The sequence below is a fragment of the Kitasatospora sp. NPDC003701 genome (assembly GCF_053587085.1).
In genome coordinates this window covers 16,563-42,880 of record NZ_JBSFNM010000025.1, presented here as the reverse complement: position 1 = coordinate 42,880, position 26,318 = coordinate 16,563, and the positions used below count along the sequence as shown (strand labels likewise).

Here is a 26,318-nt window from a genome sequence, read left to right as displayed (position 1 = left end):
ATCCCGCTCAGGGATCCCGGATCGGGGAGACCACCATGTCCCGCGTTCAGCTCGCCCTTCGCGTCGCCGACCTCGAAGGCTCCGTCGCCTTCTACTCCAAGCTCTTCGGCACCGAGCCCGCCAAGCGTCGGCCCGGCTACGCGAACTTCGCTGTCACCGAGCCCTCGCTCAAGCTCGTCCTGATCGAGGGGGAGCAGGGCGAGGACACCCGGCTGGACCACCTCGGCGTCGAGGTCGACAGCGCCGAGCAGGTCGCTGCCGCCACCACCCGCCTCAAGGACGCCGGCCTGGCCACCTTCGAGGAGAACGACACCTCCTGCTGCTACGCCCTCCAGGACAAGGTCTGGGTGACCGGCCCCGGCAAGGAGCCCTGGGAGGTCTATGTCGTCAAGGCCGACGCCGACACCCTCGGCAAGAGCGCCGACAGCGCCCCCGGCACCTGCTGCACCAACGCGGACCGCCCCGCCGAACCGGCCCCTGCCGCCACGGGCTGCGCCTGCGGCTGACCGTCGCCACCAGCGATCGCCACCGCGCTATCCCGCGTCGGGCAGCGAAAGACGCTGTGTGATCCGGTCGAACAGCTCCGCCAGCGGCTCGCCGACGTCCCGGCCGAACTCGGTGAGCCCGTAGGTGACCTGAGGCGGTGTCGTCGGCTCGACCTCCCGCCGGACCAGGCCGTCCTGGACCAGCGCGCGCAGGGTCTGGGCGAGCATCTTCTCGCTGACGCCCTGGATGCTCTCGCGCAGTTCGAAGAACCGGAGGTCGGTGCTCCGCAGGGAGATCAAGACCCAGACGCCCCACCTGCTGGTCACATGGTCGACCACATCGCGCGCGGGGCAGTCGGTGTGAAACACCTCATACCGTTCGCCGGCCTCGGCCCGTGTGCGCTGCGCGCTTCCCGTCACGTGATGAGCTTACCCAAAGGTATGTCCTTACCAAGAGTTAGCCCGGCTCCTAGCGTGAAGTCCACAGAGGACAAGTGGCAAGGAGCCGAACATGATTGTGGTGACCGGGGCTACCGGGAACGTGGGCCGACCGTTGACGCGGGCGTTGGCCGAGGCGGGCCGGCAGGTGACGGCGGTGTCACGGCACGCGGCGCAGGTGCCGGACGGCGTCCGCCACCTGGCGGCCGACCTGACCGAGCCGACCGGCCTCGACCCCGCGCTGGCCGGGGCGGAGGCGCTGTTCCTGCTGCTCTCCGGCGACCTGCACGCCGCCGGAGCCCGCCCGGCCGAGATCATCGGCCGGGCCGCGACCAGCGGCGTCCGCCGGGTCGTGCTGCTCTCCACGCAGGGCGTGGCGACCAGGCCCTTCGGCGCGACGCGGATCGCGATGCGCGCGCTGGAGGACGTGCTGCGGGAGTCCGGCCTGGAGTGGGCCATCCTGCGGCCGGGCGGCTTCGCCTCCAACGCCCTGTGGTGGGCCGGGTCCATCCGCGCGCAGCGGGTCGTCGCCGCTCCCTTCGGCGACGTCGGGGTGCCGATCATCGACCCGGCGGACATCGCCGAGGTAGCGGCGGCCTGCCTGCTGGACGACCGGCACACCGGCGGCGTCCACGAGCTGACCGGCCCGGAGGTGATCACGCCGCGTCAGCAGGCGGCGGCCATCGCGGACGCGCTGGGCTCGCCGGTGCGGTTCCACGACCTCACCCGCGCCGAGGCCAAGGCCGCCATGGCCCGGAGCATGCCGGCCGAGCTCGCCGAGGACACCCTGGCCATCCTCGGTTCCCCGAACCCGGCCGAACTGCGCGTCAGCCCGGACGTCCAGCGGGTCCTCGGCCGCGCCCCGCGCCCGTTCGCCGACTGGGCCGCTCGCCATGTTGCCGCGTTCCGCTGAAACTGTTGGGGATCGGTTCGCCGTTCGATTTCGGGTGCCGGGGCATGCTGTTCACGTCGGGGCCGATGCCGTGGGCGTGCGGGGTGAGCCGTCCACATCGTGCTCGGGGGGCTCACAGAACACGCACCACCGTCACTTGTGAGAACCCGGCGGCAGCGGATTCTTCTCCAGCCAGTGCCGGACGGTCGCGGCGTCCTGAGGGCGTCCAGCCGCGTCCAGCAGTGTCGCCTGGAGGTCCAGCACCCTGTGGAGTCCCGGAAGCAAGGCGGGCAGCGTGGCGACGTGAGGCCGGCAGGACTCCACCGCTTCATCGGTGGCACGGAGCGCCGCAGTCAGATCTCCCACGGTCGCCAGGATCATGGCCCGGATGGACAGCGCGTGAGTGAGGTCGGAGGTGGCGGCGGGGTCGGCGGCAGCCAGCCGCCGCCACCTCCTCACCGCGTCCTCGGCTGTGGTCAGCGCCTCGGCCCACTGCTCCGCCTGCCACAGGCGGGCGCCGAGGTTGGTCAGCGAGCGTGCGAGGGCGGGCTCGTGGGCGGCGGGTTCGGCGGCCGCGAGCCGCCGCCGGATCTCCACCGCAGCCTTGATGGCGGTCAGCGCCTCGGCCGGGCGCCCCCCATCCGCGAGGGCCATGCTGAGGTCGGACAGCGCGGCGGCGAGGTCGGGCTCGTGGGCGGCGGGGTTGCGGGCCGCCAGCCTCCGGTAGATCCCCACCGCGTCCCCGAGGGCGGTCGGGGCCTCGGCCCGCCGCCCCGCCTCCGACAACCGGTTGCCGACGTTGGCCAGCGCGGCGGCGAGGTCGGGCTCGTGGGCGGCCGGGTCGCCGACCACGAGCCTCCGGTAGATCCCCACCGCGTCCGCGGCGGCGGTCAGTGCCTCGGCCCCGCGCCCGACCGCGGACAGCGCCAAGCCGAGGTTGGACAGCGCGAGGGCGAGGTCGGGCTCGTGGGCGGCGGGGTTGCGGGCCGCCAGCCTCCGGAAGATCTCCACCGCGTCCTCGATGGCGGTCAGCGCTTCGGTCCGGCGCCCCGCTGCCGACAGCGCCAGGCCCAGGTTGGACAGCGAGCCTGCGAGGTCGGGCTCGTGGGCGGCGGCGTTGTCGGCCGCCAGCCGCCGGCGGATCTTCACCGCGTCGGCGGCGGCGGTCAGTGCCTCGGCCCGGCGCCCGACCGCGGACAGGGCCAGGCCGCGGCTGGTCAGCGCGTCGGCGAGGTCGGGCTCGTAGGCGGCGGGGTTGGCGGCCGCCAGCCTCCGGTAGATCTTCATCGCGTCGGAGGCGGCGGTCAGCGCCTCGCCCTGCCGCCCCACCGCCGACAGCGCCCCGCTGAGGTTGATCAGCGCAGCGGCGAGGTCGGGCTCATGGGCGGCCGGGTTGGCGGCCGCCAGGCGCCGGCGGATCTTCACCGCGTCGGCGGCGGCGGTCAGCGCCTCGGCCCGACGCCCGACCGCGGACAGGGCCAAGCCGAGGTTGGACAGCGAGGCCGAGAGGTCGGGCTCGTAGGCGGCCGGGTTGGCGGCCGCCAACCGACGCCGGATCTCCACCGAGTCCTCGACCGCGGTCAGCGCCTCGATCCGCCGCCCCACCGCCGACAGAACCTTCCCGAGGTTGGACAGCGAGCGGGCGAGGCCGGGTTGGTAGGCGGCGGGGTTGGCGGCCGCCGGCCTCCGGAAGATCTCCACCGCCTCCTCGACGGCGGTCAGCGCCTCGGCCCGCCGCTCCGCGTCCGACAGAACCAGGCCGAGGTTGGACAGCGAGCGTGCGAGGTCGGGCTCGTAGGTGGCGGGGTCGGCGGCCGCCAGCCTCCGGTAGACCTCCACCGCGTCGGCGGCGGCGGTCAGTGCCTCGACCCGCCGCCCCACCTCGGACAACCGGACGCCGAGGCCGGACAGCGAGCCGGCGAGGTCGGGCTCGTGGGCGGCGGGGTCGTCCTGTGCGAGGTCCCGGTCGGCCTGGGCGAGGGCGCCGGCGAGCCGCACGGCGAGCGGGGTGATGACGCGGGAGGGGTAGGGGAGTGCGGCCATCGCGGCCCGGAGTGCCGGGTAGGCGAGGGGGACGCCGTCCAGGGCCGCGTCGACGGTGCGGAGCACGTGGTCGCTGTCGGAGGTGCGGTCGGCGTTGTAGTGGGCGATGGCGGCACGGGCCAGGACGGTTACGGTCTGGGCCTGCTGGTCGGGGCCGGCCGCGCCCAGGAGGGCGGGAAGTTCGAGGTCGCGCCGGGTCAGGGCGCGGGCGGCGTGGTACTCGGCGATGCGGTCGGGTTGGAGCGATCCCCAGTAGCGGTCGGGGTCGGCCGGGTACAGGCGTGCGAGCCACGCGGCGGTGCGGGGGGTCCTGTCGGCGGGCAGGCCGGGCACCGTGGCGAGGACGAGGGCGGCGCTGGTGGAGGTGGCGGCCCCGCACAGAGCCGCGACCGCGACAGCGGTCCTGAGGGTGGTGGTGTCCAGGCCGAGTTCGAAGCCGGGAGCCTGCGCGCTGTCCGTCCAGAAGCGTTCCTCGTGCTCCAGCAGGATCTTCTCGGCCGGGTCGCCCGGGGTGGCGGTCGCGGGGCGCGGGCCCTGCTGGAGGAGCGCCACCAGGGCGGTCAGCTGCAGGGTGAGGGCGTTGTCGTAGCGGGGGTGGCTGAGGTCGTCGGTGGGACGGACCGAGCCGGCCAGGGCGGCCCAGTCGTGGTCGGGCACGCTGGGGATGCGCGGGAGCAGGCGTGCCAGGTCGCGGACGGCGTTGCGGAAGTCGATGTTCCGGTCCTGGACGGGCCGGCCGGCGGGCCGGAGCGGGCCCAGCGGGATGACGGGGGCCGAGGCCAGCAGGCGGCGTACGGGCGGCGTGGCGCTGAGGGTGTCGGTGCGCCACTCGCCGTCCGAGCGGGCGAGAAGAAGCAGGCGGACGCGGTGGCGGGTGGTGTGCAGGTGGGTGACCAGGCGTCGCAGCAGGCGGGGGCGGGTCTCGGCGTAGTCGACGACCAGCAGCAGGGGCAGCGCGGTGCTGAGCGCGGCCAGGTCGGGCGGGGCGTCGTGGTCGGTGAGGTCGGAGCGCAGATGGCCGGTGACCCAGTCCTCGCGGCTGAGCGCGTCGGTCAGGCGGCGGGCGAGGCGGGTCTTGCCCTGTCCGCCGGGGCCTGTGACGACCCGGATCGCGACCTTGGCCGGGTCGGTCGTGCACCAGGCGTGCAGGTCGGCGAGTTCCTGGTCGCGGCCGTGGAAGGCGACGGCCTCGGTGTCGGCGCGCAGCAGGGCGGCGGGTGAGTCCAGGTCGCGGTCGACGGTGGCGGGTTTGAGCAGGTGGGCGGGTTCGACGGGTTCGAGGACCGGGTCCCATCCGGTGTGCTCGGCGATCAGTCGGCGGAACGCGGAGGGCCGGCTCCCATGGTTGCTGAGGATGCGGCTGATGGGGGTTGCGGTCAGGCGGGTGCCGCCGTCGGCCTGGCGGTCGTAGCGGATGATGCCGCACAGCAGGTCCCCGCCCGTTCCGTCGTCGGCGAGGACCGCCGCGCCGGAGATGCCGGACCAGCGGGTGCCGCCGCTGCTGAGGGGGCCTTGGGGGGTGGGGGTGGTGCTGGTGACCTCGTAGCGGCTGGCCAGCGCCCCGCTGCCGGGGGCGATCCAGCCCTCCAACTGCTCGTCCAGGCGGCCCCGTTCGGGGTCCTTCTGCAGGCGGGGGAAGCCGGTCAGGGCGACCGGGTGGGAGCGGGGGCCGATGAGCCTCCCGTAGCGCTGGGGCGGCCTGGCCGTCAGATCGCCCAGGGACTCGGGGATCGGCCAGTCGCTGTCGGCGTCGATCTCGATCAGCGCGGCGTCCACCTCGTCGTCCCGCCGCCGCCAGCACACGGTCGCGGGGAACTCCCGCTCGTCCGTGTCGGGTTGGCACACCATCACCGCGCCCGGCCCGCCGTCCGGGTCCAGGCCGTCCATGACGTGGTCGGCGGTCAGCACCAACCGCGGCGCGACCAGATATCCCGTCCCGAACCCTTTCGTGTCCTTGCCCGCGCGTTTCACCCGGATCTGCACCCGACGGTCGAACTCCATGAACGCTCCCCCCTCGATCCCCGGCCACCCGGTCACCCGGTCCCGCTGGTCAGCCGGTGCGGCTACTCCTCGTCGCCCACCTCGACGTCGCCGCCGCCCGTCCGGTGCGGGGTCAGCTTCACGTGCACGGTGTGGGTGGCCTTGCTGCCGCTCTCCTTCTTCCCGCCCAAGCTGATGACGCTCCACCGCAGCCCGCCGTTGACGCCCTTGGTGCCGGTCAGCTCCAGGCCGAGGTCCAGCGTGATCTCGCCCATCGTGAACCGCACCCCCTTGTCGCCCCCGCCCACCGGGTCGGCGATCCGGCGCTGGGCCTCGGCGATCTGGTCCCGCAGCAGGGTGATCGCGTCCGCCAGGTCCAACCACTCCCCACCGGTGCCATTCGTGCCGCTCATACCCGTCCCCCTCCTGGTCCCCCTGCCCTCGCACAGGGCGTGTACCGGCCCGATTCCCGCAGCCGCCCCGCACCAACCCTCGGATCTCCACGGCCCGTTGAGGCGCCCGGCTTTTTCAGGACCCCGGCTGTGCGCAGCCCAGTCGGCATCAGGGCCGCTGTGGACGTCCGTTTCCACCCGTCCTCCGTCTCCTGTCCTGTCCGCGGACAAGACAGGTTGTCCGCCGCTCACTTGCCCACATCCGTGCTTCTGTTGCCGGACAATCGGCACGGGCTGAACAGTGGGGTCTCCGCCGGCCGGTCCAGTGGAGAACCCGGAGGCGCGAGGTGCTGTCCGGGCAGGGAGCTTCGACCGCGCCACCCACTTCCAAGGAGAGCTGTGAATCTTCGGATCGGTAAGGGGACAGCGGCACTTGTCTCCGGAATCGTCATCACTACGGGCTTCGCGGTCACGCCGTCCGCCGGCGCCGCGCCGGCGCACGCCCTGTCGGCGGGTTCACGAACCTTCGTCAACGTCAACTCGGGCAAGTGTCTGGAGATCTGGGGTGACGCCACCCACAACGGTGCTCGCGCCGGTCAGTGGGACTGCAACGGTTCTGCCACCCAGGTGTGGCAGATCCACCTCGATGGCGCCTGGGCCACCATCGTCAACGCCAACTCGGGTAGGTGCCTGGAGATCTGGGGCGACTCCGTCGACGACGGCGCCCGCGCCGGCCAGTGGGACTGCAACGGATCTCCCACCCAGCAGTGGCTCATCACCGCCACCGGTGAACTCGCCAACAGGAACTCGGGCAAGTGCCTGGAGATCTGGGGCGACGCCACCCACAACGGTGCGACCGCCAACCAGTGGCAGTGCAACTGGTCCGCCACGCAGAAGTGGCGCTGAGACGCACCGCTGCACCGGATCGGCCCGCCCGGCCGCCGGGCTGCTCAGTCCCGCTCGGCCGGGGTGAGGAGCCGCAGCCGGCGGTGTGTCGTGCGGACCTCGCCGGTGAGGTCGACGTCGACGGTCTCGACCCACAGCGCGGTGTCCGCGGGCAGGGCCGCCCCGCTGGTGGCCGCCCGCTCGCGGACCAGGTCGGGGAAGGCGGCCGGATCGCCGCCCGGTGCGTCGGCGGCGGCGTACTCGCGCGACAGCCCGGCGGTGGAGCAGCCCGCCGCCGCCGGGGTGGGCAGGACGTCGGCACCGTCCGCGGAGCGGAGGGTGACCACGGGGGAGGGGCGGTAGGCGTCCGCGAACATCGGGAGGTTGGAGAAGGGGTAGACCCGGTCGTCCAGGGCGAACGACAGCGCCGCGCACACCGCGAACACGACCAGGCCCGTCGGCCGGGGGTCCAGGCCGGTCCACGGGCCGGTGTCGGCGGGGAGCGGCAATGCCGCCAGGCCCGCCAACATCGCGTTCTCCCGGAAGTCGACCGCGAGCAGCCACCGTGAGGCCAGGTGGAACAGCACCAGCGACAGGCCGACGGCCGTTCGCTCCCACGGCCCGAGCAGCAGGAGGGGGGCGGCGAACTCCAGCAGGAGCGCGGCCCACAGGACCGGCACCCCGAGGCCCGGCCGCCGCACCAGGAGCCGGACCGGACCGGACTGCCGGACGGTCTCGCCGTCGCCCGCCCGGTAGCGGGCGAACAGGGTGAGGTAGAAGGGGAAGAGCCGCCGGTCCGGCCAGCGCAGTCCGCGTTTGCGGACCTTGGAGACGGCCGAGACGAAGTAGTGGGCCGCCACCGCCCCCCACAGGCCCTGGGCCATCCACCCGGTGACCCGCTGCGGGTCGCCGCCCGGAGCGGCGGCGAGCCCCGCGCCCGCCACGGCGAGCAGGACCAGTCCCGTCAGGTGGAGGTGGTGGTGGACCTTGAAGTGGCGGGTCCCGTCGTCGTCCTCGGTGACGTAGCCGGCGAACTCCTGCGACAGGTGAACGGTGGTGACCGGGACGAACACCGCGGCCATGACCACGGCCGCCGCCACCGGGAGGACACCGGCCGTGAAGGCGAGTCCGGCGAGCACCAGGACGGCCGCGAGTGCGGTGCGGACCCCGGGACGGACGAGACGGTCGCCCAGCCTCGCGCCGAGCGTGCCGGGCCGCCGGCTCGCCCCGGCGCTCAGCCCGCGCAGGGGCTCCCGCGCGGCGAGCAGGACGATGACGGTGAGCAGGGCCCGGAAGGCGACGTCCTGCCACGCGCCCGGGACGTCGGCGGACAGGGGCCGTGCGGCGATCTCGAACGACATTCGACATCCCCCGAGGGTGGGTGTCCCGATTGTCAGTCCAGGATCTGGTACGGCGAGGGGAGCCGGGGCCATTTCGGGTGATGTACCGAAAGAACGGCTTATCACATGATGCTTGGTCACTTCCCCCTCGCCGTCGGACGCTGGGGTAATGCGTCACGGCCGGCGCCACGACCTGACGTACGGTGTCCGCAGCGCACGGTGTGCTCTTCGAGCGCGGCGACGGGCGCGGAATCCCGGTATCGAGAGTGGAGCGACTGATGAAGGCGGCCCGGTTCAGTCGGTTCGGCGGCCCGGAGGTCCTGGAGATCGTGGACCTGCCCGATCCGCACCCGGGCCCCGGTCAGGTCCGGATCGCGGTGCGCGCGGCCGGCGTCAACCCGAGCGACTGGAAGAAGCGCAGGGGCCTGATGGACGAGGAGCTCCCGCAGACGATGGGCTACGAGGCGGCGGGCGTCGTGGACGAGCTCGGCGAAGGCGTGGCGGACGTGGCCGTCGGCGACCGTGTGTTCGGCTTCTCCGCCGAGGGGGCGGCCCAGGCCGAGTCGGCGGTGCTGTCCTCCTACGCGCCGATCCCGCCGTCGCTGGACTTCGCCGGTGCGGCCGCGCTGCCGGCCGCCATCGAGACGGCCACGCGTTCCCTGGACGCGCTCGGCGTCGGGGCCGGCAGCCACCTGCTCGTCAACGGCGCCTCCGGGAGCGTCGGCAGCGCCGCGGTTCAGCTCGCCGTGGCGCGCGGCGCACGGGTGATCGGTACCGCCAGTGCGGCCAATCACGCGTACCTGCGTTCGCTGGGCGCCGCCCCCGTCGCTTACGGCGCGGGCCTCGTGGGGCGGGTTCGGGCGCTCGCGCCCGACGGCGTCGACCTGGCGCTGGACGTCGCGGGGAGCGGTGCGCTGCCCGAGCTCATCGAGCTCGCGGGCGGACCGGAGCACGTCGTGACGATCGCGGACTTCGCCGGTGCGCAGGAGCACGGGGTGAGGTTCAGCCGCGGGGACGCCGGCCGTGCGGTCCACGCGATCGCCGGGATCGGCGAGCTGATCGAGGCGGGGCGCTTCTCGCTCCCGGTCGCCCGGGCCTTCCCGCTCGCCGAGATCGCCGAGGCGCACCGCGCCGGCGAGGACGGTCACGTGCGAGGGAAGCTCGTCCTGCTGGTCGGCTGACCCCGGTCGGCCAGGGCTCCCGCCGCGCCCGGGTCACCGCGCTCCACGGGTGCCCGCCGATCTCCACCATCGGTGCGGCCTGCTCGCGCCCCACCGGCCGTGCCGCCGAACTTCGCGCTCGCAGCGCCGGCTTACTGCCTCGCGTCCCCACTATTCCGTCTTGCTAAGTACCAGTAGTCAGCGTTACGGTGTACCGGTACTCATCAACGCTGAATAGCTCGGGGAGGAGGTGTCCCATGGCCAAGCTGCTGACGGAGATGCTCAAGGGCACATTGGAGGGCATCATCCTCGCGTCCCTGTCCGACCGGCCCGCCTACGGCTACGAGATCACGGCGCGGCTGCGGGAGCAGGGCTTCTCGGACATCGCCGAAGGGACCATCTACGCGCTGCTCATCAGGATCGAGCAGCGCGGTCTCGTCGACGTGAAGAAGGTCCCCTCCGAGAAGGGGCCGCCACGCAAGGTGCACTCCCTCAACGCTCAGGGACGGGAGTACCTCGAAGAGTTCTGGAGGACGTGGAGCTTCCTCGCGGAACGACTGGAACAGCTCCGCGAAGGGGGCACGTGACCATGTCCGATGTCGAGAAGAGCGGTTTCCTCGCGAAGGTGATCGGGCCCAAGAAGCGCTGGTGGGCCTACAAGGCGCGCTCGCGCCGGCTTCCCGAGGACTACCGCACGGCGGTCGAAGCGATCGAGCGGTACCTGATGCACTTCGTGCCGACCGACGGCGAGAGCAACGCGGCGATGTTCGAGGACCTCGCCGACCTGTTCGAACAGGCCGCGGCGAACGGAACGCCGATCCGCGAGATCGTCGGGGAGGAGCCGGTGGAGTTCGTCGAGGCGTTCGTCCAGAACTACTCGGAGGGTGGCTACGTCCCCGCGCGCGAGCGGAAGCGGCTGACCGACGCCGTCGCGGGCGCGGCCGGTGAGCGCACCGGAACGCAGGACAAGGCCGTCTGACAACGCGGCACAGCACGTCCTGCCCGGGCCCGAGCGCGGTCGTCGGCGCCCTCGGAGCTGCGAGAACCGGGCCGGGCGCGCCCGCGCCAAGGCGCAGAGACCATGAATGCCACGCCGGGGCGGGGCTCGCACGATCGAACACTCTGTGGATCGAACACGGCAGGCAAGGAGATTCATGATGGGTCAACGCACTGGCGGCTTCTCCGAGGCAGGGCTGCGCCGACTGCGCGAGGTCCTGGCAGGGCACGTGGAGTCCCGGAGGATTCCCGGGCTCGTCGCCCTGGTCGGCCGGGGTGACGAGACGCACGTCGAGGCGATCGGGACGATGCGCCACGACGGTGGCGCACCGATGCGCCGCGACACCATCTTCCGGATGGCCTCCACGACCAAGCCGGTCGCCGTGGCGGCGACGATGGTCCTCCTGGACGAGTGCCGGCTGCGGCTGGACGACCCGGTCGACCGGTGGCTGCCCGAGCTCGCCGACCGCCGGGTCCTCAAGCGGGCCGACGGACCGCTCGACGACACCGTGCCGGCCCGGCGTCCGATCACCGTACGGGACCTGCTGACCGCCACGTTCGGGCTCGGACTGGACACGACGGCCATGGGCTCCCCGATGATGAGCGCGTTCTTCGAGCAGGGGGTCTACGGCCGGGAATGGATGCTGCCGGCACCGGATCCGGACGAGTGGATGCGCCGCCTGGGCACGCTCCCGCTGATGTACCAGCCGGGGGAGCGGTGGCTGTACAACGTCGGCGACGACGTGCTCGGCGTGCTCGTCGCCAGGGTCACCGGCCAGTCGTTCGAGGCGTTCCTGCGTGAGCGCGTCTTCGAGCCGTTGGGCATGAAGGACACCGGCTTCCACGTGCCCGCCGACAAGATCGACCGGCTGCCTCCCCTGTACGCCCCCGATCCGCGGACCGGGGAGTTCACCGTGGCGGACGAGGTCGAAGGAGGGCACCACAGCCGGCCTCCGGCATTCCAGTCGGGTGGCGGCGGACTCGACTCGACCGTCGACGACTACCACGCCTACTTCCGGATGCTGCTCAACCACGGGATGCACGGCACCGAGCGGATCCTGTCCCGGCCGGCCGTCGAGCTGATGACCACCAACCGTCTGACGCCCGAGCAGACCACCGCCCTTCAGGCCTGGGCGCGCAGCGTCGTCCATCTGTCACACGGCCAGGGGCAGACCGGCGGCTGGGGCTTCGGGATGACGGTGCGCACCTACCGCGGTGACTTCGCGCCCATCGGCCAGTTCGGCTGGGACGGCGGAGCCGGCACCTCGACCTACGCCGACCCGGAGCACGGGCTCGTCGGCATCCTGCTCACCCAGACCGGGATGTCCACTCCGGATTCGATGCGGGCCATCCACGACTTCTGGGCCACCCTCTACCAGGCGCTCGACGACTGACCGGCCGGCCTGCCCGCCTGGTCGCGGTCGGTCCGGCGGACGACCTCGACCAGGCCCCGGCCCCCGGCCCTTGGCCTCGGCGCTGCCGCCCGTCGGCAGTGAGACCGCAGCCCCGTCCGGGAACCGGGCCGCCACAGGTGCAGCAACCGGCCTGCCGCGGTGGCGGAACGGTCCGGCATGACCGGATCGGGTGAAGATCCCCGGAACGCCGGACACGCCGGGCCGGGCACCGGCACGCTGCTGACGGGTTCGCGGGGGTCGCGGGGCCGGTGGCGAGCGGAGGGGTGGCGTTGGCGGTGGAGCAGGTCTTGGGGGGTCTCGCCCCGCCCGTGGGGGTGGTCGTGCCCCGGCCGGCCGGGGCACGGGAGCGGTCGGACGCGGTGCCGCGCCATGTCGCGTGCGTGATGGACGGGAACGGCCGCTGGGCGGCGAGCCGCGACCTGCCCCGCACCTCCGGTCACCGGGCGGCCGAGGCGACGGTGATCGACGTCATCGAGGCGGCCCGGTCGGCCGGCGTCCGGTGGCTCAGCCTGTACGCGTTCTCCACCGAGAACTGGCGCCGCCCCGACGACGAGGTCGACTACCTCCTGCGCCTGGTGCGCCGGGTCGTGCGCAAGCACGCGCCGCTGCTGCACGCACGCGGCATCCGCTGCCGCTTCCTCGGGGGTGCGGATGCGCGGATCCCGGCCGCTCTGGCCCGTGACTTCGCGGACCTGACGACGCTCACCAGCCGCAACCGGGGCATGACGCTGACCGTGGCGTTCGACCACGGCGGCCGCCGGGACATCGTCGAGGCCGCGCGCTCCCTGATCCGCAGCGGCGCGGCGCCCGAGGCCGTGGACGAGGAGAGCTTCGCGGCCCATCTGCCCTTCCCCGACACCCCGGACGTGGACCTGGTCATCCGGACCTCCGGGGAGCAGCGCATCTCGAACTTCATGCTCTGGCAGGTCGCCTATGCCGAGTGGGTCTTCCCGTCGGTGCTGTGGCCCGACTTCCGCGCCACGCACTTCCTGGAGTGCCTGACCACCTATCAGCGACGCCAGCGCCGGTTCGGCGGCGTGGCGGCCGACACGAAGGGAGAACCCGGATCGTGACCCTGACGACCGGCACCGACCAGGGCAGCGCCCAGAGCGCCCCGCACACCGAGTCCGCCGCGCGGCCGGGACCGCTGTTCGGCCCGGGGACGCGGTTCCACCGGCTCTTCGACGACCCGTGCTGGGCCGTGGCCATGATCCGGGCGACGGTCCTGGAGGCCGCCCACCCGCAGATCGGCGCGGCCCTGGTCGACAGCTCCACCTTCGTGACGCACCCCTGGCGGCGGCTGAACAACACCCTGCGCAGCCTGCAGCGCATGACCGGTACGGACGAACCGGCGCGGGAGCGGGAGGCGGCCCGGCTCAACCGGATGCACGGCCGACTGAACGGCACCGACGCCGCGAACCGGCCCTACGACGCGATGGACCCGGCAGCCCGCGCGTGGGTGGTCGCCACCATGTTCGAGAGCGCCGTCACCATGTTCCGCTGGAGCGGGCGGCCGCTCGACCAGCCCGCGATGGAGGAGCTGTACGCGCAGTTCCGGGCCTTCCTGACGGTGATGGGCGACTCCTCCGGTCAACTCCCCGAGTCCCTGAAGGACTTCTGGCCGTACTACGACCGGGTGGTCGAGGAGGAGCTGGAGAACACCGAGGCGCTGCGCACCATCCTGTACCACCTCTTCGACCACCTTCCGGCGCCGCCCCTGCTGGAGGGCCTGCCCACGGTGTGGGCGGCCGGGCGCGCCCTGGCCGGACCGGCGATCGGCGTGGTCACGGTCGCCTCCCTCCCGGAGGCGTTCCGCAGGCGGGCCGGGCTGACCGAGATCCCCGGCGCCCAGGCGCTGAGCCAGGGCGCCTACCTGGCCCTGGGCGCGGCGCGGTTGCTGCCGGACGGCTGGATCACCGCCGAGAACCTCATCGACCTGCTCTCCCTGTCGCCCGACAGCGACGATCCCAGGGCCAGGGCACTGGCCGCCGTGGGCGACGGGGTGAAGCGGTTCGGCGCCTTACTGCGGCTGGTCACTCCGCTGCCGGACGAGCCCGACAGCCCCGGCACCGGCGGGTCGTCCGGGCGGAACGCGCGGGGCGGCGCGGGACGGCGCGGTGCCGAGGAGTTCTTCGACGCCGTGCTGGACCAGACCGGGAACGGCTACCTGGACTGGCCCGACCTCGCGGCCATGGCACGGGAGCTGTCCGGGCGGCTCGACCTGGACGAGCCGGCGGAGACCAGGCTCTACGACGCCTACGCCGCCTGGTGGCGGGAGCTCCAGTCGGTGCTCGACACGGACGGCGACGGCCGGATCAGCCGCCAGGAGTACGCGGAGGCGGTCCCCTCCCTCGCCGGCCCGGCCCTGATCCGGGTCGCCGAGGTGCTGTTCGACGCGACCGACGCCGACGGCAACCAGACCATCGACGCGGACGAGTACCGTGCCCTGTTCCGCACCGGCTTCCGGCGGGAACTGCTCGACTCCGACGGGACGTACACCCGGGCCGCGTTCGTCAAGGATTTCCTCGCCTTCATGGCGGGCCGTCAGCGCTCCACGGCCTACGACCCGCTGCTCGCCCAGGCGTGACCTGCGGGGTGTCCGGGGTGGTGAGGCGTGAAGTGCGGGCCGACGATGTCCTTTCGGGCAGTGTTCGTCCGCATTCGCACCTCGCTGCCCCGGAGTCGTTGACGACATGTCAGGACATGTCGAAGGGTGACGCAGGCAGGCCCGCGTTCGGGCCACCTCCCACCCAGCCAGGAACACCTCATGCTGAAGATCCGTACCTTCGCTGCCGGCGCGGCCGCTCTCGCGGCGCTCGCGCTGACCGCCGCTCCCGCCCAGGCCGAGACCGCCCCCCCCGACGCCGTGACGATCGCCGCTCCCGTGGCGGCGTCGGCACCCGCCCCCGCTGCGGCACGCCCCACTGCGCAGCGCAGCACCTGGGTGGGGGTGTACAACAGGACCAGCAAGCCGCTGACCCTGCTCGAGAGCTCCGGTGAGTGCTGGATGGAGAACCAGGCACCGCAGGCCATCGTGCGCGCGAACGGGGGCTCGGTGATGTTCGCGAGCGAGTCGTGCGGTCCCCTGAAGGGCACATCGGGTTGGGCCGACTACATGATCGGCCGGGACGGGAGGGTGCACATGACCTGGAACAATCCCCTCGTCGGCGCCAACTCCTACTCCTGCACGGTGCAGCTCGGCGACTACTCCTGCGAGCGCGGCGGAGGCTCCGGGGAGCACGCCCAGGTCAGCTTCACCATCACCCAGAACTGAGCCGCCCCGGCCGGTGGCGGTACCCGGAATGGGGCCCTCCGCCGGCCGGGCGCGCGCCCTCCGCCCCGGCCCGAACCGTGAGCCGAGCTGCCGGGCCGGACGTCGCCACCGCGCCGTACGCCGGCCCGGCGGCCTCCCGAACGGCGGCCTCTCGAACGGCGGCGTCCGTCCGGGGTGTGATCGCGTGAATCGCCCATGGCGAACCGTGCCCAGGTGCCCCAATAGGGATACTGGCCGGGCCCTGCCGCCGACCGCGGAGGCGGAGGCGCCAGGGTACGGAGAGGTGGCCGAGGTGGCGGAGACGTCGACTGACGCGCAGGACGGCGAAGGGGCCGTTGAACTCGGGGGGTACCACCAGGAGCTGAAGCGCACGCTCGGCCCGTTCCAGGTCTTCGCGATCTCGTTCGCGTTCATCTCGGTGGCGGTCGGGATCTTCGCGACCTTCGACGAGGTGCTGGTGACGGCCGGCCCGGTCGGGATCTGGCTCTGGGTGATCGCGGCGGTGGGGCAGACCCTGGTGGCGCTGGTGGTCGCGCAGTTCGCGGCCCGCATCCCGCTCAGCGGCTCCTCGTACCAGTGGGCCTCCCGGCTGGGCAACCCGAGGGTCGGCTGGTGGTTCGGCTGGCTGACCTTCTGCTATCTGGCGATCGGCGTGGTGGCGATCGACAACGCGCTGGCGAGCCAGGCGTTCATGCCGCTCGCCGGCATCGACGAGAACGAGCAGATCGCACGCCTGATCACGCTGGTGGTGCTGCTCGTCCAGGCCGTGCTCGCGATCGCCTCGACGCGCCTCGTCAGCCTGCTCAACTCGGTCGCCGTGGGGCTTGAACTGGCGCTCGTCGTGGTGGTGGCGATCGCGCTCGTCGTCGCCGTGGTGGTCGCGGGTGACGGCTCGCCCGGCAACCTCACCTCGCGCGGCATCGCCGCGGACGCCCCCGACTACTTCGCCGTCGGTGGCGGGCTGATGCTCGCCATGATCATGGGACTCGCCACCCTGGTCGGCTTCGACTCCGCGGCGAACCTGGCGGAGGAGGCCAAGGACCCCTACCGCACCGTCCCGCGCGCGATCGTGGGGTCGGTGGTGGCGGCGGGAGTCCTGGGCATGCTGTTCCTGATCACCCTCACCGTCGCGATCGAGGACATCCCCCGGATCAGCGCCGACGGCTCGCCGGTCGCGGCGATCATGCGGGAACGTCTCGGCTCGACCGCGGAGAAGTCGCTGCTGGTCGCGATCACCATCGCCTTCTTCGGGGCGGGGATCGTGGTGATGGTCGCGTGCTCGCGGCTGGTCTACGCGATGTCACGCGACTCCCGGTTCCCCGCGTACCGCTTGATGCGGCGCGTCAACCCCCGTACCAGGACCCCGATCCCGGCGACGGTCCTGATCTTCGCGCTGGGGGTCGTCCTGATGGTCGCACTGCCGGGGGCCGCTCTGCTGAAGCTGGTGACGGCCTCGACGATCCTTCCGGCGCTCACCTACGGCTCGACGGTCGTCCTCTACCTGGCCGTCCGTAGGGGACTGAGCCGGAAGGAGGGCGCGTTCGACCTCGGACGCCTGGAGCTGCCGGTCGCGATCTGCGCACTGGTCTGGACGATCGCTGCACTGTTCGTGCTGGTGACGCCCTCGGAGGCGCTCACCCCCGTCGTGATCGTGATCGGCCTGCTCGTCGTCGGCGGGCTGTTCTTCCTCGGCATGCTGGCCTTCGACCGCGAGGTGCTGGCGGTCGAGCCGGGCGACGAGAACGCCTTCCGGCACTGACGGGGCACTGACGGGGCACTGACACGGAAGGTCCGGGGCCGGCTGCCGGAATCAACTCCACGACGAAATGCTCGTGTTCATCACCTGGAAGTCCTTGGCCGAACCGTTTCCCGCGTCCGGCGGGAATTCGGCCTGCAAGCGCCCCGGGTCGAGCCGTCCAGGTCTTCGAGCTTCTTTTCGCTGCCGACAAGTCGACGGCGCCGTCGGGCCCTTGGGTATATATGAGGATTCGCCCTTGCGGGTACAGTTTCTGTACCAACTATATGTGCCGGCATCGATCCGTGCTGTCATAACTCTGCCAGATCCCCCGGCACGCATCGCACTTTCGCGGGAAGGCAGGAAGATGGGCAGATCCACGTTCGCGGCCACGGCGGCGGCCCTCACGCTGACGGCTTCGGGGTTGCTCGCCGCCGCAGGGAGCCCGGCCCACGCCGAGGCGGGGCAGGACAACATCGGCATGTACAAGCAGGAGAAGTCCCAGTGGTGCTGGGTCGCCTCCGGGCTGACGATCGCCAAGTTCCAGGGCTACGGCAGCACGCAGACGGACTTCTGCGACCGGGCCCAGCCCTATTACGGCTGCAACAACCAGCCCGCCACCCTCGACGACATGGCCAAGGGCTGGCGCAGCCTCGGCATGGCCAACTCCGGCTCGGGCCTGAGCAGCGCGGCCACGTTCAACCAGGTCTACACCGACGTCAAGGCGGCCCGGCCGGTCGCCGCCCGCATCGGATGGACGTCCGGCGGTGGCCACATGAACGTCGTCTACGGCTTCGACACGTCGAACAACACCATCGGCGTCGCCGACCCGTGGCCGGACACCGCCACCTACACGTGGTGGAACTACAACGACTACGTCAGCAACAGCTCGTTCAAGTGGACTCACTCCCGGATCGGCATCTCCCGTTAAGGCAGTCGGCATGCACGAAGCAAGAACGTCCAGCAAGCGGTCGGCCTCCCGCCGCTCCCTCGTGACCACCGTCCTGGGACTGAGCGCAACCGCGCTCCTGTCCGTCGCCGGGCCCGCCCGTGCGGCCGCACCCATGGACCCGCTCCCGGCGGACATCCCGGACTACCGGGCCGCCCTCGACCTGGTGAGGTCGGCCGACGTCCACAACACCGTCTGCCGCTTCCTCAGCGTTCCGGTGCCCCAGGGCGACGGGGTCGGGACACCACAGCCGATCCCCGACAAGGCCGACCCGTGCGAGGGCATGCCGGCGTTCACCGTCAACGACCCGCTGGCCCTGAACGAGATCACCCCCGGTTTCGTCGCGGGGACGTCCCTGCCGATCCCCACCGAGGCCGTCAAACTGAGCTATCTGGTCTCCGCGCTGAACGCTCCGGTCAACGGACGGAACGCCACCGTCATGCTCGCCCCCACTCAGGGGGGCGGCTGGCACCTGGCGGCGGTGCGCGAGGGCGACAGCGACGCCACGTTCGCGGGCAGGGCCACGGCGGGGACCCTGGTGTTCGCCGAACCGCAGATCCGCGGCTGGTACCAGCTGAAGCTCACCACGGTCGAACCGCTCAACGACCAGGCGCGGCAGGGTCTGGACGGCCAGTCGGCGGTCTCGCTGAGTGACTACCAGAAGCTGGTCAAGGCCCGTTACGCCGACAAGCTGCCCGGCTCGGAGTACGACACCGCGGGGATGTCCAGCGGCTACGGCATCGTGAAGAACACCGAGGACGCCTCCTCCTCGACACCCGCGCTCGTCGGCGGTTCGAGCGCGGCCGTGGCGCTCGCGGGCGGCGCCATCGCCCTCCGTCGCCGGCGCAACACCAACGGCTGAACCCGGCCCCTTCGCCCCCTTCGCCTCGCCTCCGGCCCTGGGCCGGGGTCGGGGCTAAGCCGCGCCCTCGGCCGGTTCCGGGCCGATCGGCTCCCCGGGAGCGGGCGGGGGACCGTCAGGTGTCCATGGTCGTCGGTGCGGTACGCCCGGCGGGCGGTCGTTCAGTCCGCCGGCGAGCCGGGCATCGAGCGCCCGGTGCACGGCCGAAACGACCGTGTGCCCGACCGCGGGGACACGGGCGGGCACACGGATGCGAGCAGAGGGCGCGGTGGGCGATCGGCGATCAGGCCGGCGCGTTCTTCAGGTCGTTGATCCTCAGGTCGGAGAGCCGGACCTGGTACCAGACGGTCGTGGTGCTGCCATCACGCCAGTACTCCGTGAGGATCACCGTGGAATGGCCGGCGCCACTGCCCCCGTACGCCACCGACCAGTTGGCGGGGACGTTCTGGGCGCGGAACACCGGGTCCGCCTGGTTGTCGGCCGCCCACGTGTCGAGCGCGGTGTCGAGCTCCGGGGTGAGGAACTCCTGCCGGACCTCACGGGGGTTCTGGTTCGGATTCTGCCCCAGGACCGCGCTCCGGTACTGGGAGAAGAAGGCGTTCACCTGCACCTCGGCTCGCGATGCCTGCGGTGCCCGGAGTGCAGCGGCGGACGCCGCCCGGCTGTCGGCCTGGACCGGCAGGGCCAACAGGCCCGAGCCGGCCACCAGTGCCGCGGTACAGGCTCCGACCACGACACCGCGCAGCTTCGAACGGTAGGACATGCAGGCCTCCTCGACGAGGGATCTCACACCGGGTGAGCACGTGACTTTGCAAAGTCAATCACTCGTGGGCGAACCAGTCAGGAAGGCGCACCCGCCGACCGCCGACCCCACCGTGCCGACAGTGTGCGGCGGCCAGCCAACCTCGGCGGCGCCCGCCGCCGTTACCGCAGGCCGTGTGATCGGTGGCCGGCCGTCCACTGCCTCACCCGCTCGATCACGCCGTCCGGGTCCGGGGCAGTGGAGTGGACGGTGAACTCGGCGTAGCCGGGATCGTCGATGGGCAGCGGCGGCAGCGGGTGCTCGCGAAGCCGGGCGACGAGGTACCCGGCCGCGAGGAGGTCCCGGGACTTCTCCACATCGATGTCGGCCTTGTCCACGTGCCAGTAGGAGCCGTCGTACTCGACGGCGAGCTTCCGGCCGTCGGGGAGGTCGACGGTGATGTCGACGGACCAGACGCCGCGCCGGACGAAGGCGTCGTGGCGTACTGCCTGGCCGGACGAGGCCTTGCCGAAGGCGCGTTCAGCGGACCGATGATGGTTCAGCTCCACCTGCGACTTGCCGTGCTCCCTGCACTCGGGGCATCCGCTGCCGTTGGCGCGGGAGGGCAGGGGCGCCTGCCAGACGTGCTCGGGGTTGGCGGAGCAGACCCAGGCCGGAACGAACGACGTCTGGGCGGTCGGACGCACCTGCCAGGCGGAGACGGGGTTCGCGGCCGACCACTCGGCGGCGAGGTCGGGGAAGTGGAAGCCGAGCGAGTCGAGGATCGTGCGGCATTCGGGGCAGCGCAGGCGCTGCCCCTTGTCCCGTTGCTCCGGGGTGTCCTGCCACTCGTGGCCGCAGTCGGGGTCCTGCCACCACACCGCCCTGCGGGACCGGGGAGAGATCTTGGCCAGCCTGACGCGGCCGTTGCGGGTCGGGTGCCACTGGGAGGCGAGCTCCGGACCGATCCTGAAGGGAGCGGGAGCGGGGCCGGCGACCTCCAGGTCGGCGGAGAGCGTCTCCCGGCCCCGGCAGGAGGGACAGCCCGAGCGCAGGTAGGTGTGCGGCGACACCCGGGGGTGGTGCCCCTGCGGACAGCGGAAGCGGCGCAGCGGACCGTGGTCGGCGACGAACACGGTACGGGGGTCCTGGTCGTCGGCCCAGGCTTCGAGGAGCTCGGGTATGTCGGCGACCGGCGTCTCCCGGAGACGCTCGTACTCGGCCTCCCACTCGGCGCGGCGCTCCGGTTCGCACCCGGGGCACTGCCGGCTGTGGAGCATGTCACTGACGCGGGCGGTGAACTGCAGCGCGCAGTCCGGGCAGCGCCAGGCCAGCTCCCGGCGGGCCGTGACGGTGACGGTCTCCCACTGCGCGCTGTCGTTGGCCTCGTGGTCCCACCAGTCGAGGACGGGCAGCCCGGAGTCCTTGAGCAGGGCCCGCTGCTTCTCACCCGGGGCGTTGGGCGTCTGCCGGGCGCGACTCGGGTTGGTCCGGCACCGGCAGCCGAACGCGATGTCCCCGAGCCGGTCGGCGCTCAGACGCCCGCAGTGCCGGCAGCGGACGTGGTGGGGGTCCTCGCCGAGGGACGGCGCGGTCAGCGGTGCCAGGTAGTCGTAGCCGTTCTGCTCCGCGTGCGCCTGTGCCTGCGCCGCCGGGACCGGAGTCATGTCCGCGTACGCGCCGCGGAGCAGGCGGTCCTCCTGCGCCCACTGCCGCCAGTAGCACGCCCGGCATGTCGCCACGCCCGCCGCGTTGTTGGCGAGCGTGTACTCGAACCGGTAGTGGGCCTCGCAGCCGCATGCCAGGCACCGGGTCAGTCGCCACGCCGTCGGCTTCGTGAAGGGCTCCAGCGGCTCCAGACCGCCGGACCGGAGGATCTCCGTGATGTGGCTGTCGCACCAGGCGTCACGCGAGCGCGTACGGAAGGCGGCCGGTAGCGAGCAGCCGGGATCGGCGCACAGCTGGATCGTCTTCTGCGGCGGTATGGGACTCACCTGCGGATTCTCCCACGTCTCCGGTCCCGGCCGTCGGTGCGGCCGCCCTCGCCGACGACGCCGGAACGGGCCGGCCGGGCGTCGGGCGAGGGCTGCGCCGACCGGTCAGAGCTCGGCGAGTTCCTCGGCCACCCGGTGCAGGGCGGAGACGTCGGTGAGCCCGCCGGCCAGGGCGGCGACGTCGATCAGCGGCGTCGGGCCGAGGAACTGCAGGAACTCCGAGTCGACGATGCCGGGCAGGTGCCTGCGCAGCACCTCCACGGCGACCGGGTCGGAGATCAGGGCGAACACGGGGGTCCGCAGCGAGAAGCGTCCCGAGGGGTAGTCCTCCGGGCGGGGCAGCGGTCGGGCCGCCTTGTCGGCCTGCGCGCGCTGGGTGCGGACCAGCAGGTGCTCCGCCTCGACCGGCCCCTCGGCCGGCAGGCCGAGGCGTTCGTACTGGCTCGGCGGTGCGTCGCTCGCGCGCATCAGCTCCACCAGCAGGGTCGCCATCCGCAGCTCTGTCGCGTTGTCGGTGAGCGGGGTGCGCTGCTCGGGGTCGCTCTCCAGGTCGAACAGCAGGGTGCCGTGCTGGTAGGGGTTGATGAAGGTGCGGCCGGGTATGCGCAGCGTGCGCACGCCCTTGGTGAAGGTGAACGGCTCCGCCAGCTGAAGGTCGGCCAGCTCGGCCGGGGAGAACCGCCCGCGCATGTGCGTGGGCATCAGTGTGTGCTCCAGCAGCGGCGCGTTCTGCGACGTGGCAGGAGCGCGCATGTAGACGTACCGGCCGTCGGTGACGTTGACGTGGCCGCCGTGGGCACCGAACAGGGCCGCCTCGCGCACGGGGGTGTCCTCGGCCACCGGCAGCGGGTGGCCCTGCATGTCCGCGGGGCGCTCGACGCCGAAGTACTCCAGCAGCGTCGGTGCGAGGTCGATCGTCTGCGCCAGGGCCCGGCGGCGCTCCCCGGCCTTGCCGGCCCGGGGGTCCCAGACGAACAGTGGCAGGTGGACCAGCTCGTTGTACCAGGGCTGGACGACCTTGCCCCACCAGCCCTTCTCGCCGAGCAGCAGGCCGTGATCGGTGTTGACGATCAGCAGGGTGTCGTCCCACAGGTTCTGCTCGTCCATCAGGTCCAGCACCCGGCCGAGGGAGTGGTCGCACATCGACAGCAGGGCCGCGTACTCCAGGCGGGCGTGCTCGACCTGGTCGGGGGTCTCCACCACCCGCTTGTAGTCGGGCCAGTCGAAGTGCGGGCCGTCGTAGTCGTGCGGGTACAGGTCCTTGAACCGCTGGTGGGAGAAGAACGGCTCGTGCGGGTCGAAGGTCTCGATCTGGACGAACCAGTTGTCCGCGTCCCGGTTGGTGCGCAGGAACTCCAGTCCGGCGTCGAAGGTCAGCGTCTGCGGGTGCTTGTCCTCGGTCGCCATGTGCGGGCGGTTCACCCAGTCCTGCCGGTAGGAGTCGAACCGCAGCTTCTTCAGGTCCTCGGGAATCTCCGGGTCGGCGACCTGGCCCTTCCACGGGTCGCCCTCCTGGCCGCGGAAGAACTCCCAGGTGTTGTACCGGCCGTGGTAGGTGGCGCCGCCGTCCTCCCAGTAGTGCGGGTGGTCGCTGACCAGGTGGGTGTACACCCCGTGCTGCTTGAGCAGTTCGGGCATGGAGTCGTCGAACGGCTCCAGCGGGCCCCAGCTGCGGTGCAGGAAGTTGTACCGGCCGGTGTGGATCTCACGGCGGGCCGGCATGCACGGCATCGACCCCGCGTAGGCGGTGTCGAACGTGACCGACCGCTCGGCCAGCCGGGCGAAGTTCGGTGCGTGCGTCCAGTCGCCTCCGTAGGGCGGCAGCAGGTGCCGGTTGAGACTGTCGAACATCACCATGATCGCCTTCATCGGGTGCTCTCCTCTCCGGCCGGTGGCGCCTTCGGCCCCGGCTGCCACTGCTCGAGTCGCCGGAGCATGCGCTCCAGCCAGGCCACCCACGCGTCCATCGCGCCGGCGCCGTACTGGTGGAGTTCCTCGTAGACCTCGCGCGCCAGCTCCTGGTCCAGCTCGGGCAGCGGGTCCTCGAAGCGGACCGTGCGGTCGCGGGGCCGGTTGCGGGCGATCTGCTCGCGCCGGTAGTCCAACTCGGTGCGGATCAGCCGGATCGCCGCCTCGCGGTCCAGGACCGCGGCGAAGGCGAAGCGCGACAGGAAGTCCGCGTCCTGGAACCGGCTGGGCGGCTCGTACGGGGAGCGGACCCAGTCCAACAGGGCCTCCCGCCCGACCGGCGTGAGGCGGTACACCTTCGCGTCGGGACGCCCCTCGCGGGGATCGACCTCGAACGCCACCCAGCCGTCGGCCACCATCCGCCCCAGCAGGCGGTAGATCTGGCTGTGATGAGCCCGTGAACGAAGGAACTGGCCCTCGGTCTCGACCCACTTGCGCAGGTCGTACCCGCTGAGCGGACGGCCGGCCAGCAGGGCGAGCAGGACATACTCGAACTGCATCGAGGCCCCTATGTGCAGAATCACTTATGTGCTCAGTGTTCTATCGACAGCCCGTCAGGGCGGTCAACGCACCGGACGGCGAGTTGTTGGACTGTTCACGGGAGTTCACGGTGATTCACGGTTCCGCTCCACCCGGCGGACTCCTGCGCGGTCCGGGCGGGAGGTTTGTCGTACGTCTGCCTGTCCACGGCCGCCGCGTGCCGCCGCGTGCCGTCGCGCGACCTTGCCAGCGTCGAGGGCGCGGCCGTATCGCTCTCCTGCGCATGCGGACGAGTGCCGCCCTGCCCCCAGCCGCCGGTATCGGCCCGCCTATGCTGTGTCGCGGTCCGAGCGATCCTGTCGGCAGCCCTGGTGGGCCGGCGGAACGGGATGGCGGGGAGTCGGGCCTGTGACAAATGACCTGTGGGGGGAAGCGAATTGTCAGGGCACGACGAGGAATCCGGCCCGAACGCCGGCGGGTACGAGCCGCACGCCGGGTACGAGCCGGACGTCGGGTACGAGCCGGACGTCGGGTACGAGCCGGACGTCGGGTACGTCGGGTACGCCGAGGAGCCGGGAGACTCCGGCGACGATGCGGAGTACGACGAGCCGCCGCGCCGATCGGGCACGCGTCGGGTCTGGCAGGGGGCGCTGGCCACCGTCGTCGTCGGACTGCTGGCAGTCGGCGGGTACGGCGCCTACAACGTGGTGAACGCCGTGACGGGCAACGGCCCGGGGGAGGGCGACCACGCGGAGTCCTCCGCCGCGGCCACGCCGGCGCAGCCGCCGACCGCCGCCGAGGCCGAGGCGGTGGCGAAGGACTTCCTGGCGGCGTGGGGCCGCGGCGACCTCGCGGCCGCAGCGGCACTCACCGACCGTCAGGAGATCGCGCGGACCGCCCTGGCGGCGTTCCGCGATGCGGTCAAGCCGCGCTCGATGACCCTGGCCGGGACCGGGCCGGCGCCGTCCACCACGCCGAGTGAACCCGCGGTCGGCTTCCGGGCGAAGGCGGAGTTCGAGGGCACGGCCGACACCTGGGAGTACGACAGCGCGCTGAACGTGGTGCGGGCGGCCGACGGGAGGGTCGCCGTGCGCTGGTCGCCGCGCGTGATCCACCCCCATCTCGATCCGGGCGAGACGATCGGCGTCAAGCTCCTGCCCAATCCGGTGGTGAAGCCGGTCGACCGGAACGGGAAGCCGCTCGACGCGTTCCCGTCCCTCAGGACCGTGCTGCCCCAGATCACACCGGTGGAGGGCGCGCCCTCCACCGACGGGCAGGCCGTGGTGATCTCCGACGGCGGCACGAAGGCACCGGAGCAGTTGTTCGTCCTCACCCCGGCGAGCGCGCCGGAGATCAGGCTCACCCTGGACGCCCGCCTCCAGCAGGCCGCGGAGGAGGCGGTGAAGCAGCAGGCCGCGGGCGGGAAGCCGGCCTCGCTGGTCGCCGTCCAACCGAGCACCGGCCACATCCTCGCCCTCGCCTACTCCTCCCCGGACGGCTTCAACCGCGCGGTCGGCGGCGGGCAGCCGCCGGGCTCCACGATGAAGGTGATCACCTCCGCCGCCCTGCTCCAGGCCGGGGTGGCCCCGGACACCGTGGTGCCGTGCAAGGAGACCACCAACTCCCCGAAGCCCTGGCACAACGACGAGCCCGGTGACTTCCCCGGCTACACCCTGACCGACGACTTCACGCACTCCTGCAACACCGGTTTCATCGACAAGGGTCTGGAGAAGCTGCAGCTTGGCACGGTGCCGGAGGTCGCCCGCAACCAGTTCGGCCTCGGCCTGGAGTGGCACATCGGCATCCCGAGCAGGGACGCCACCATCCCGGTACCGAAGAGCAAGGACGAGGCGGCCGCCACCTTCATCGGCCAGGGTCAGATCCAGGTGAACTCACTGCTGATGGCCTCGGTCGCGGCCACCGTCCAGAGCGGAACGTTCCGTCAGCCCGTCCTGCGGCCGGACGCGAAGCGGGTGACGACTCCCGGCAAGCTGCCCGAGGGTGTCGCCCGGGACCTGCGGGCGATGATGGCGAAGACCGCGACCCAGGGCACCGCACGGGCCCCGATGTCCGGGCTCTCCGGGCGGATCGGCGCCAAGACCGGCACCGTCGAGGCCGGCCCGGGCAAGGGCACCAACAGCTGGTTCATCGCCTTCCGCGACGACCTCGCGGTGGCGGCCGAGGTCGAGGGCGGCGGTCACGGCAACAGCGCGGCCGGCGTTGCCGCCGCCCAGGTCCTCAAGGCCGGCGGCAAGGGCTGACACCGACGGTGGGGCCGGCACCGGAGC

At 72.2% G+C, this 26,318-nt stretch carries 22 protein-coding genes; 14 read left to right on the top strand and 8 right to left on the bottom strand.

Annotated elements, in window-relative coordinates; translation table 11 throughout:
• Nucleotides 1–35: 35 nt before the first annotated feature.
• On the top strand, nt 36–506 hold the full coding sequence (locus tag ACWDRR_RS23380) for an ArsI/CadI family heavy metal resistance metalloenzyme (protein WP_449774130.1): 471 nt from the start codon (nt 36–38) through the stop codon (nt 504–506).
• A gap of 27 nt (nt 507–533) precedes the next feature.
• Here the strand turns inward: ACWDRR_RS23380 and ACWDRR_RS23375 are convergent, their stop codons facing one another.
• Entirely contained in the window at nt 534–905 is a 372-nt protein-coding gene (locus ACWDRR_RS23375; protein ID WP_449774129.1) for a winged helix-turn-helix transcriptional regulator, read from the bottom strand.
• 91 nt (nt 906–996) lie between these two features.
• Between ACWDRR_RS23375 and ACWDRR_RS23370 the strand changes: the two genes are divergently transcribed.
• Entirely contained in the window at nt 997–1,836 is an 840-nt protein-coding gene (locus tag ACWDRR_RS23370; RefSeq protein ID WP_449774128.1) for an SDR family oxidoreductase, read from the top strand.
• 132 nt (nt 1,837–1,968) lie between these two features.
• On the opposite strand, the gene ACWDRR_RS23365 is transcribed toward ACWDRR_RS23370, so the two are convergent.
• Both ACWDRR_RS23365 and ACWDRR_RS23360 read right to left on the bottom strand, forming a co-directional pair.
• Entirely contained in the window at nt 1,969–5,859 is a 3,891-nt protein-coding gene (locus tag ACWDRR_RS23365) for a tetratricopeptide repeat protein (RefSeq protein WP_449774127.1), read from the bottom strand.
• Between the two features lie 62 nt (nt 5,860–5,921).
• The gene (locus ACWDRR_RS23360) at nt 5,922–6,251 is read right to left on the bottom strand and encodes a trypco2 family protein (protein ID WP_449774126.1); all 330 of its coding nucleotides are present in this window, start codon (nt 6,249–6,251) and stop codon (nt 5,922–5,924) included.
• A gap of 378 nt (nt 6,252–6,629) precedes the next feature.
• On the opposite strand from ACWDRR_RS23360, the gene ACWDRR_RS23355 reads away from it, so the two are divergent.
• On the top strand, nt 6,630–7,136 hold the full coding sequence (locus ACWDRR_RS23355; RefSeq protein ID WP_449774125.1) for an RICIN domain-containing protein: 507 nt from the start codon (nt 6,630–6,632) through the stop codon (nt 7,134–7,136).
• A gap of 44 nt (nt 7,137–7,180) precedes the next feature.
• On the opposite strand, the gene ACWDRR_RS23350 is transcribed toward ACWDRR_RS23355, so the two are convergent.
• A complete protein-coding gene (locus ACWDRR_RS23350; RefSeq protein WP_449774124.1) occupies nt 7,181–8,476 on the bottom strand; it encodes a hypothetical protein in 1,296 nt (431 codons plus the stop codon).
• A 257-nt stretch (nt 8,477–8,733) separates the two neighbouring features.
• Between ACWDRR_RS23350 and ACWDRR_RS23345 the strand changes: the two genes are divergently transcribed.
• The 10 genes from ACWDRR_RS23345 to ACWDRR_RS23300 all read left to right on the top strand — a co-directional run bounded on the left by ACWDRR_RS23345 (nt 8,734) and on the right by ACWDRR_RS23300 (nt 18,846).
• Nucleotides 8,734–9,636, top strand: coding sequence for an NADP-dependent oxidoreductase (locus ACWDRR_RS23345; protein ID WP_449774123.1), 903 nt, complete (start codon nt 8,734–8,736; stop codon nt 9,634–9,636).
• A gap of 236 nt (nt 9,637–9,872) precedes the next feature.
• Nucleotides 9,873–10,202 carry a PadR family transcriptional regulator gene (locus ACWDRR_RS23340; protein WP_449774122.1) on the top strand — a complete coding sequence of 110 codons (330 nt, stop codon included), beginning with the start codon at nt 9,873–9,875 and terminating at the stop codon, nt 10,200–10,202.
• Nucleotides 10,203–10,204: 2 nt separating this feature from the next.
• On the top strand, nt 10,205–10,594 hold the full coding sequence (locus ACWDRR_RS23335; protein ID WP_449774121.1) for a DUF1048 domain-containing protein: 390 nt from the start codon (nt 10,205–10,207) through the stop codon (nt 10,592–10,594).
• Nucleotides 10,595–10,772: 178 nt separating this feature from the next.
• Nucleotides 10,773–12,005: a serine hydrolase domain-containing protein gene (locus tag ACWDRR_RS23330; protein WP_449774120.1), complete on the top strand. Its 1,233-nt coding sequence runs from the start codon at nt 10,773–10,775 to the stop codon at nt 12,003–12,005.
• Between the two features lie 404 nt (nt 12,006–12,409).
• On the top strand, nt 12,410–13,099 hold the full coding sequence (uppS, locus tag ACWDRR_RS23325) for a polyprenyl diphosphate synthase (protein WP_449774183.1): 690 nt from the start codon (nt 12,410–12,412) through the stop codon (nt 13,097–13,099).
• Nucleotides 13,096–14,613 carry an oxygenase MpaB family protein gene (locus ACWDRR_RS23320; RefSeq protein WP_449774119.1) on the top strand — a complete coding sequence of 506 codons (1,518 nt, stop codon included), beginning with the start codon at nt 13,096–13,098 and terminating at the stop codon, nt 14,611–14,613. Before uppS ends, ACWDRR_RS23320 begins: the two co-directional genes overlap by 4 nt.
• Before the next feature lie 180 nt (nt 14,614–14,793).
• Nucleotides 14,794–15,300, top strand: coding sequence for an aegerolysin family protein (locus tag ACWDRR_RS23315; protein ID WP_449774118.1), 507 nt, complete (start codon nt 14,794–14,796; stop codon nt 15,298–15,300).
• A 292-nt stretch (nt 15,301–15,592) separates the two neighbouring features.
• The gene (locus tag ACWDRR_RS23310; protein ID WP_449774117.1) at nt 15,593–17,059 is read left to right on the top strand and encodes an APC family permease; all 1,467 of its coding nucleotides are present in this window, start codon (nt 15,593–15,595) and stop codon (nt 17,057–17,059) included.
• 343 nt (nt 17,060–17,402) lie between these two features.
• Nucleotides 17,403–17,966 carry a papain-like cysteine protease family protein gene (locus ACWDRR_RS23305; protein ID WP_449774116.1) on the top strand — a complete coding sequence of 188 codons (564 nt, stop codon included), beginning with the start codon at nt 17,403–17,405 and terminating at the stop codon, nt 17,964–17,966.
• Nucleotides 17,967–17,976: 10 nt separating this feature from the next.
• Nucleotides 17,977–18,846: a hypothetical protein gene (locus ACWDRR_RS23300; RefSeq protein ID WP_449774115.1), complete on the top strand. Its 870-nt coding sequence runs from the start codon at nt 17,977–17,979 to the stop codon at nt 18,844–18,846.
• Between the two features lie 283 nt (nt 18,847–19,129).
• On the opposite strand, the gene ACWDRR_RS23295 is transcribed toward ACWDRR_RS23300, so the two are convergent.
• The 4 genes from ACWDRR_RS23295 to ACWDRR_RS23280 all read right to left on the bottom strand — a co-directional run bounded on the left by ACWDRR_RS23295 (nt 19,130) and on the right by ACWDRR_RS23280 (nt 24,050).
• Nucleotides 19,130–19,609: a hypothetical protein gene (locus tag ACWDRR_RS23295; RefSeq protein ID WP_449774114.1), complete on the bottom strand. Its 480-nt coding sequence runs from the start codon at nt 19,607–19,609 to the stop codon at nt 19,130–19,132.
• A gap of 161 nt (nt 19,610–19,770) precedes the next feature.
• The gene (locus tag ACWDRR_RS23290; protein ID WP_449774113.1) at nt 19,771–21,582 is read right to left on the bottom strand and encodes a zinc-ribbon domain-containing protein; all 1,812 of its coding nucleotides are present in this window, start codon (nt 21,580–21,582) and stop codon (nt 19,771–19,773) included.
• 105 nt (nt 21,583–21,687) lie between these two features.
• Complete coding sequence (locus tag ACWDRR_RS23285; protein WP_449774112.1) at nt 21,688–23,451, bottom strand: sulfatase; 1,764 nt, start codon at nt 23,449–23,451, stop codon at nt 21,688–21,690.
• Nucleotides 23,448–24,050, bottom strand: coding sequence for a helix-turn-helix transcriptional regulator (locus ACWDRR_RS23280; RefSeq protein WP_449774111.1), 603 nt, complete (start codon nt 24,048–24,050; stop codon nt 23,448–23,450). The genes ACWDRR_RS23285 and ACWDRR_RS23280 overlap by 4 nt, the downstream gene beginning before the upstream one ends.
• A gap of 417 nt (nt 24,051–24,467) precedes the next feature.
• Here ACWDRR_RS23280 and ACWDRR_RS23275 point away from each other — a divergent pair, with 417 nt between their 5' ends.
• On the top strand, nt 24,468–26,291 hold the full coding sequence (locus ACWDRR_RS23275) for a penicillin-binding transpeptidase domain-containing protein (protein WP_449774110.1): 1,824 nt from the start codon (nt 24,468–24,470) through the stop codon (nt 26,289–26,291).
• Nucleotides 26,292–26,318: the final 27 nt, after the last annotated feature.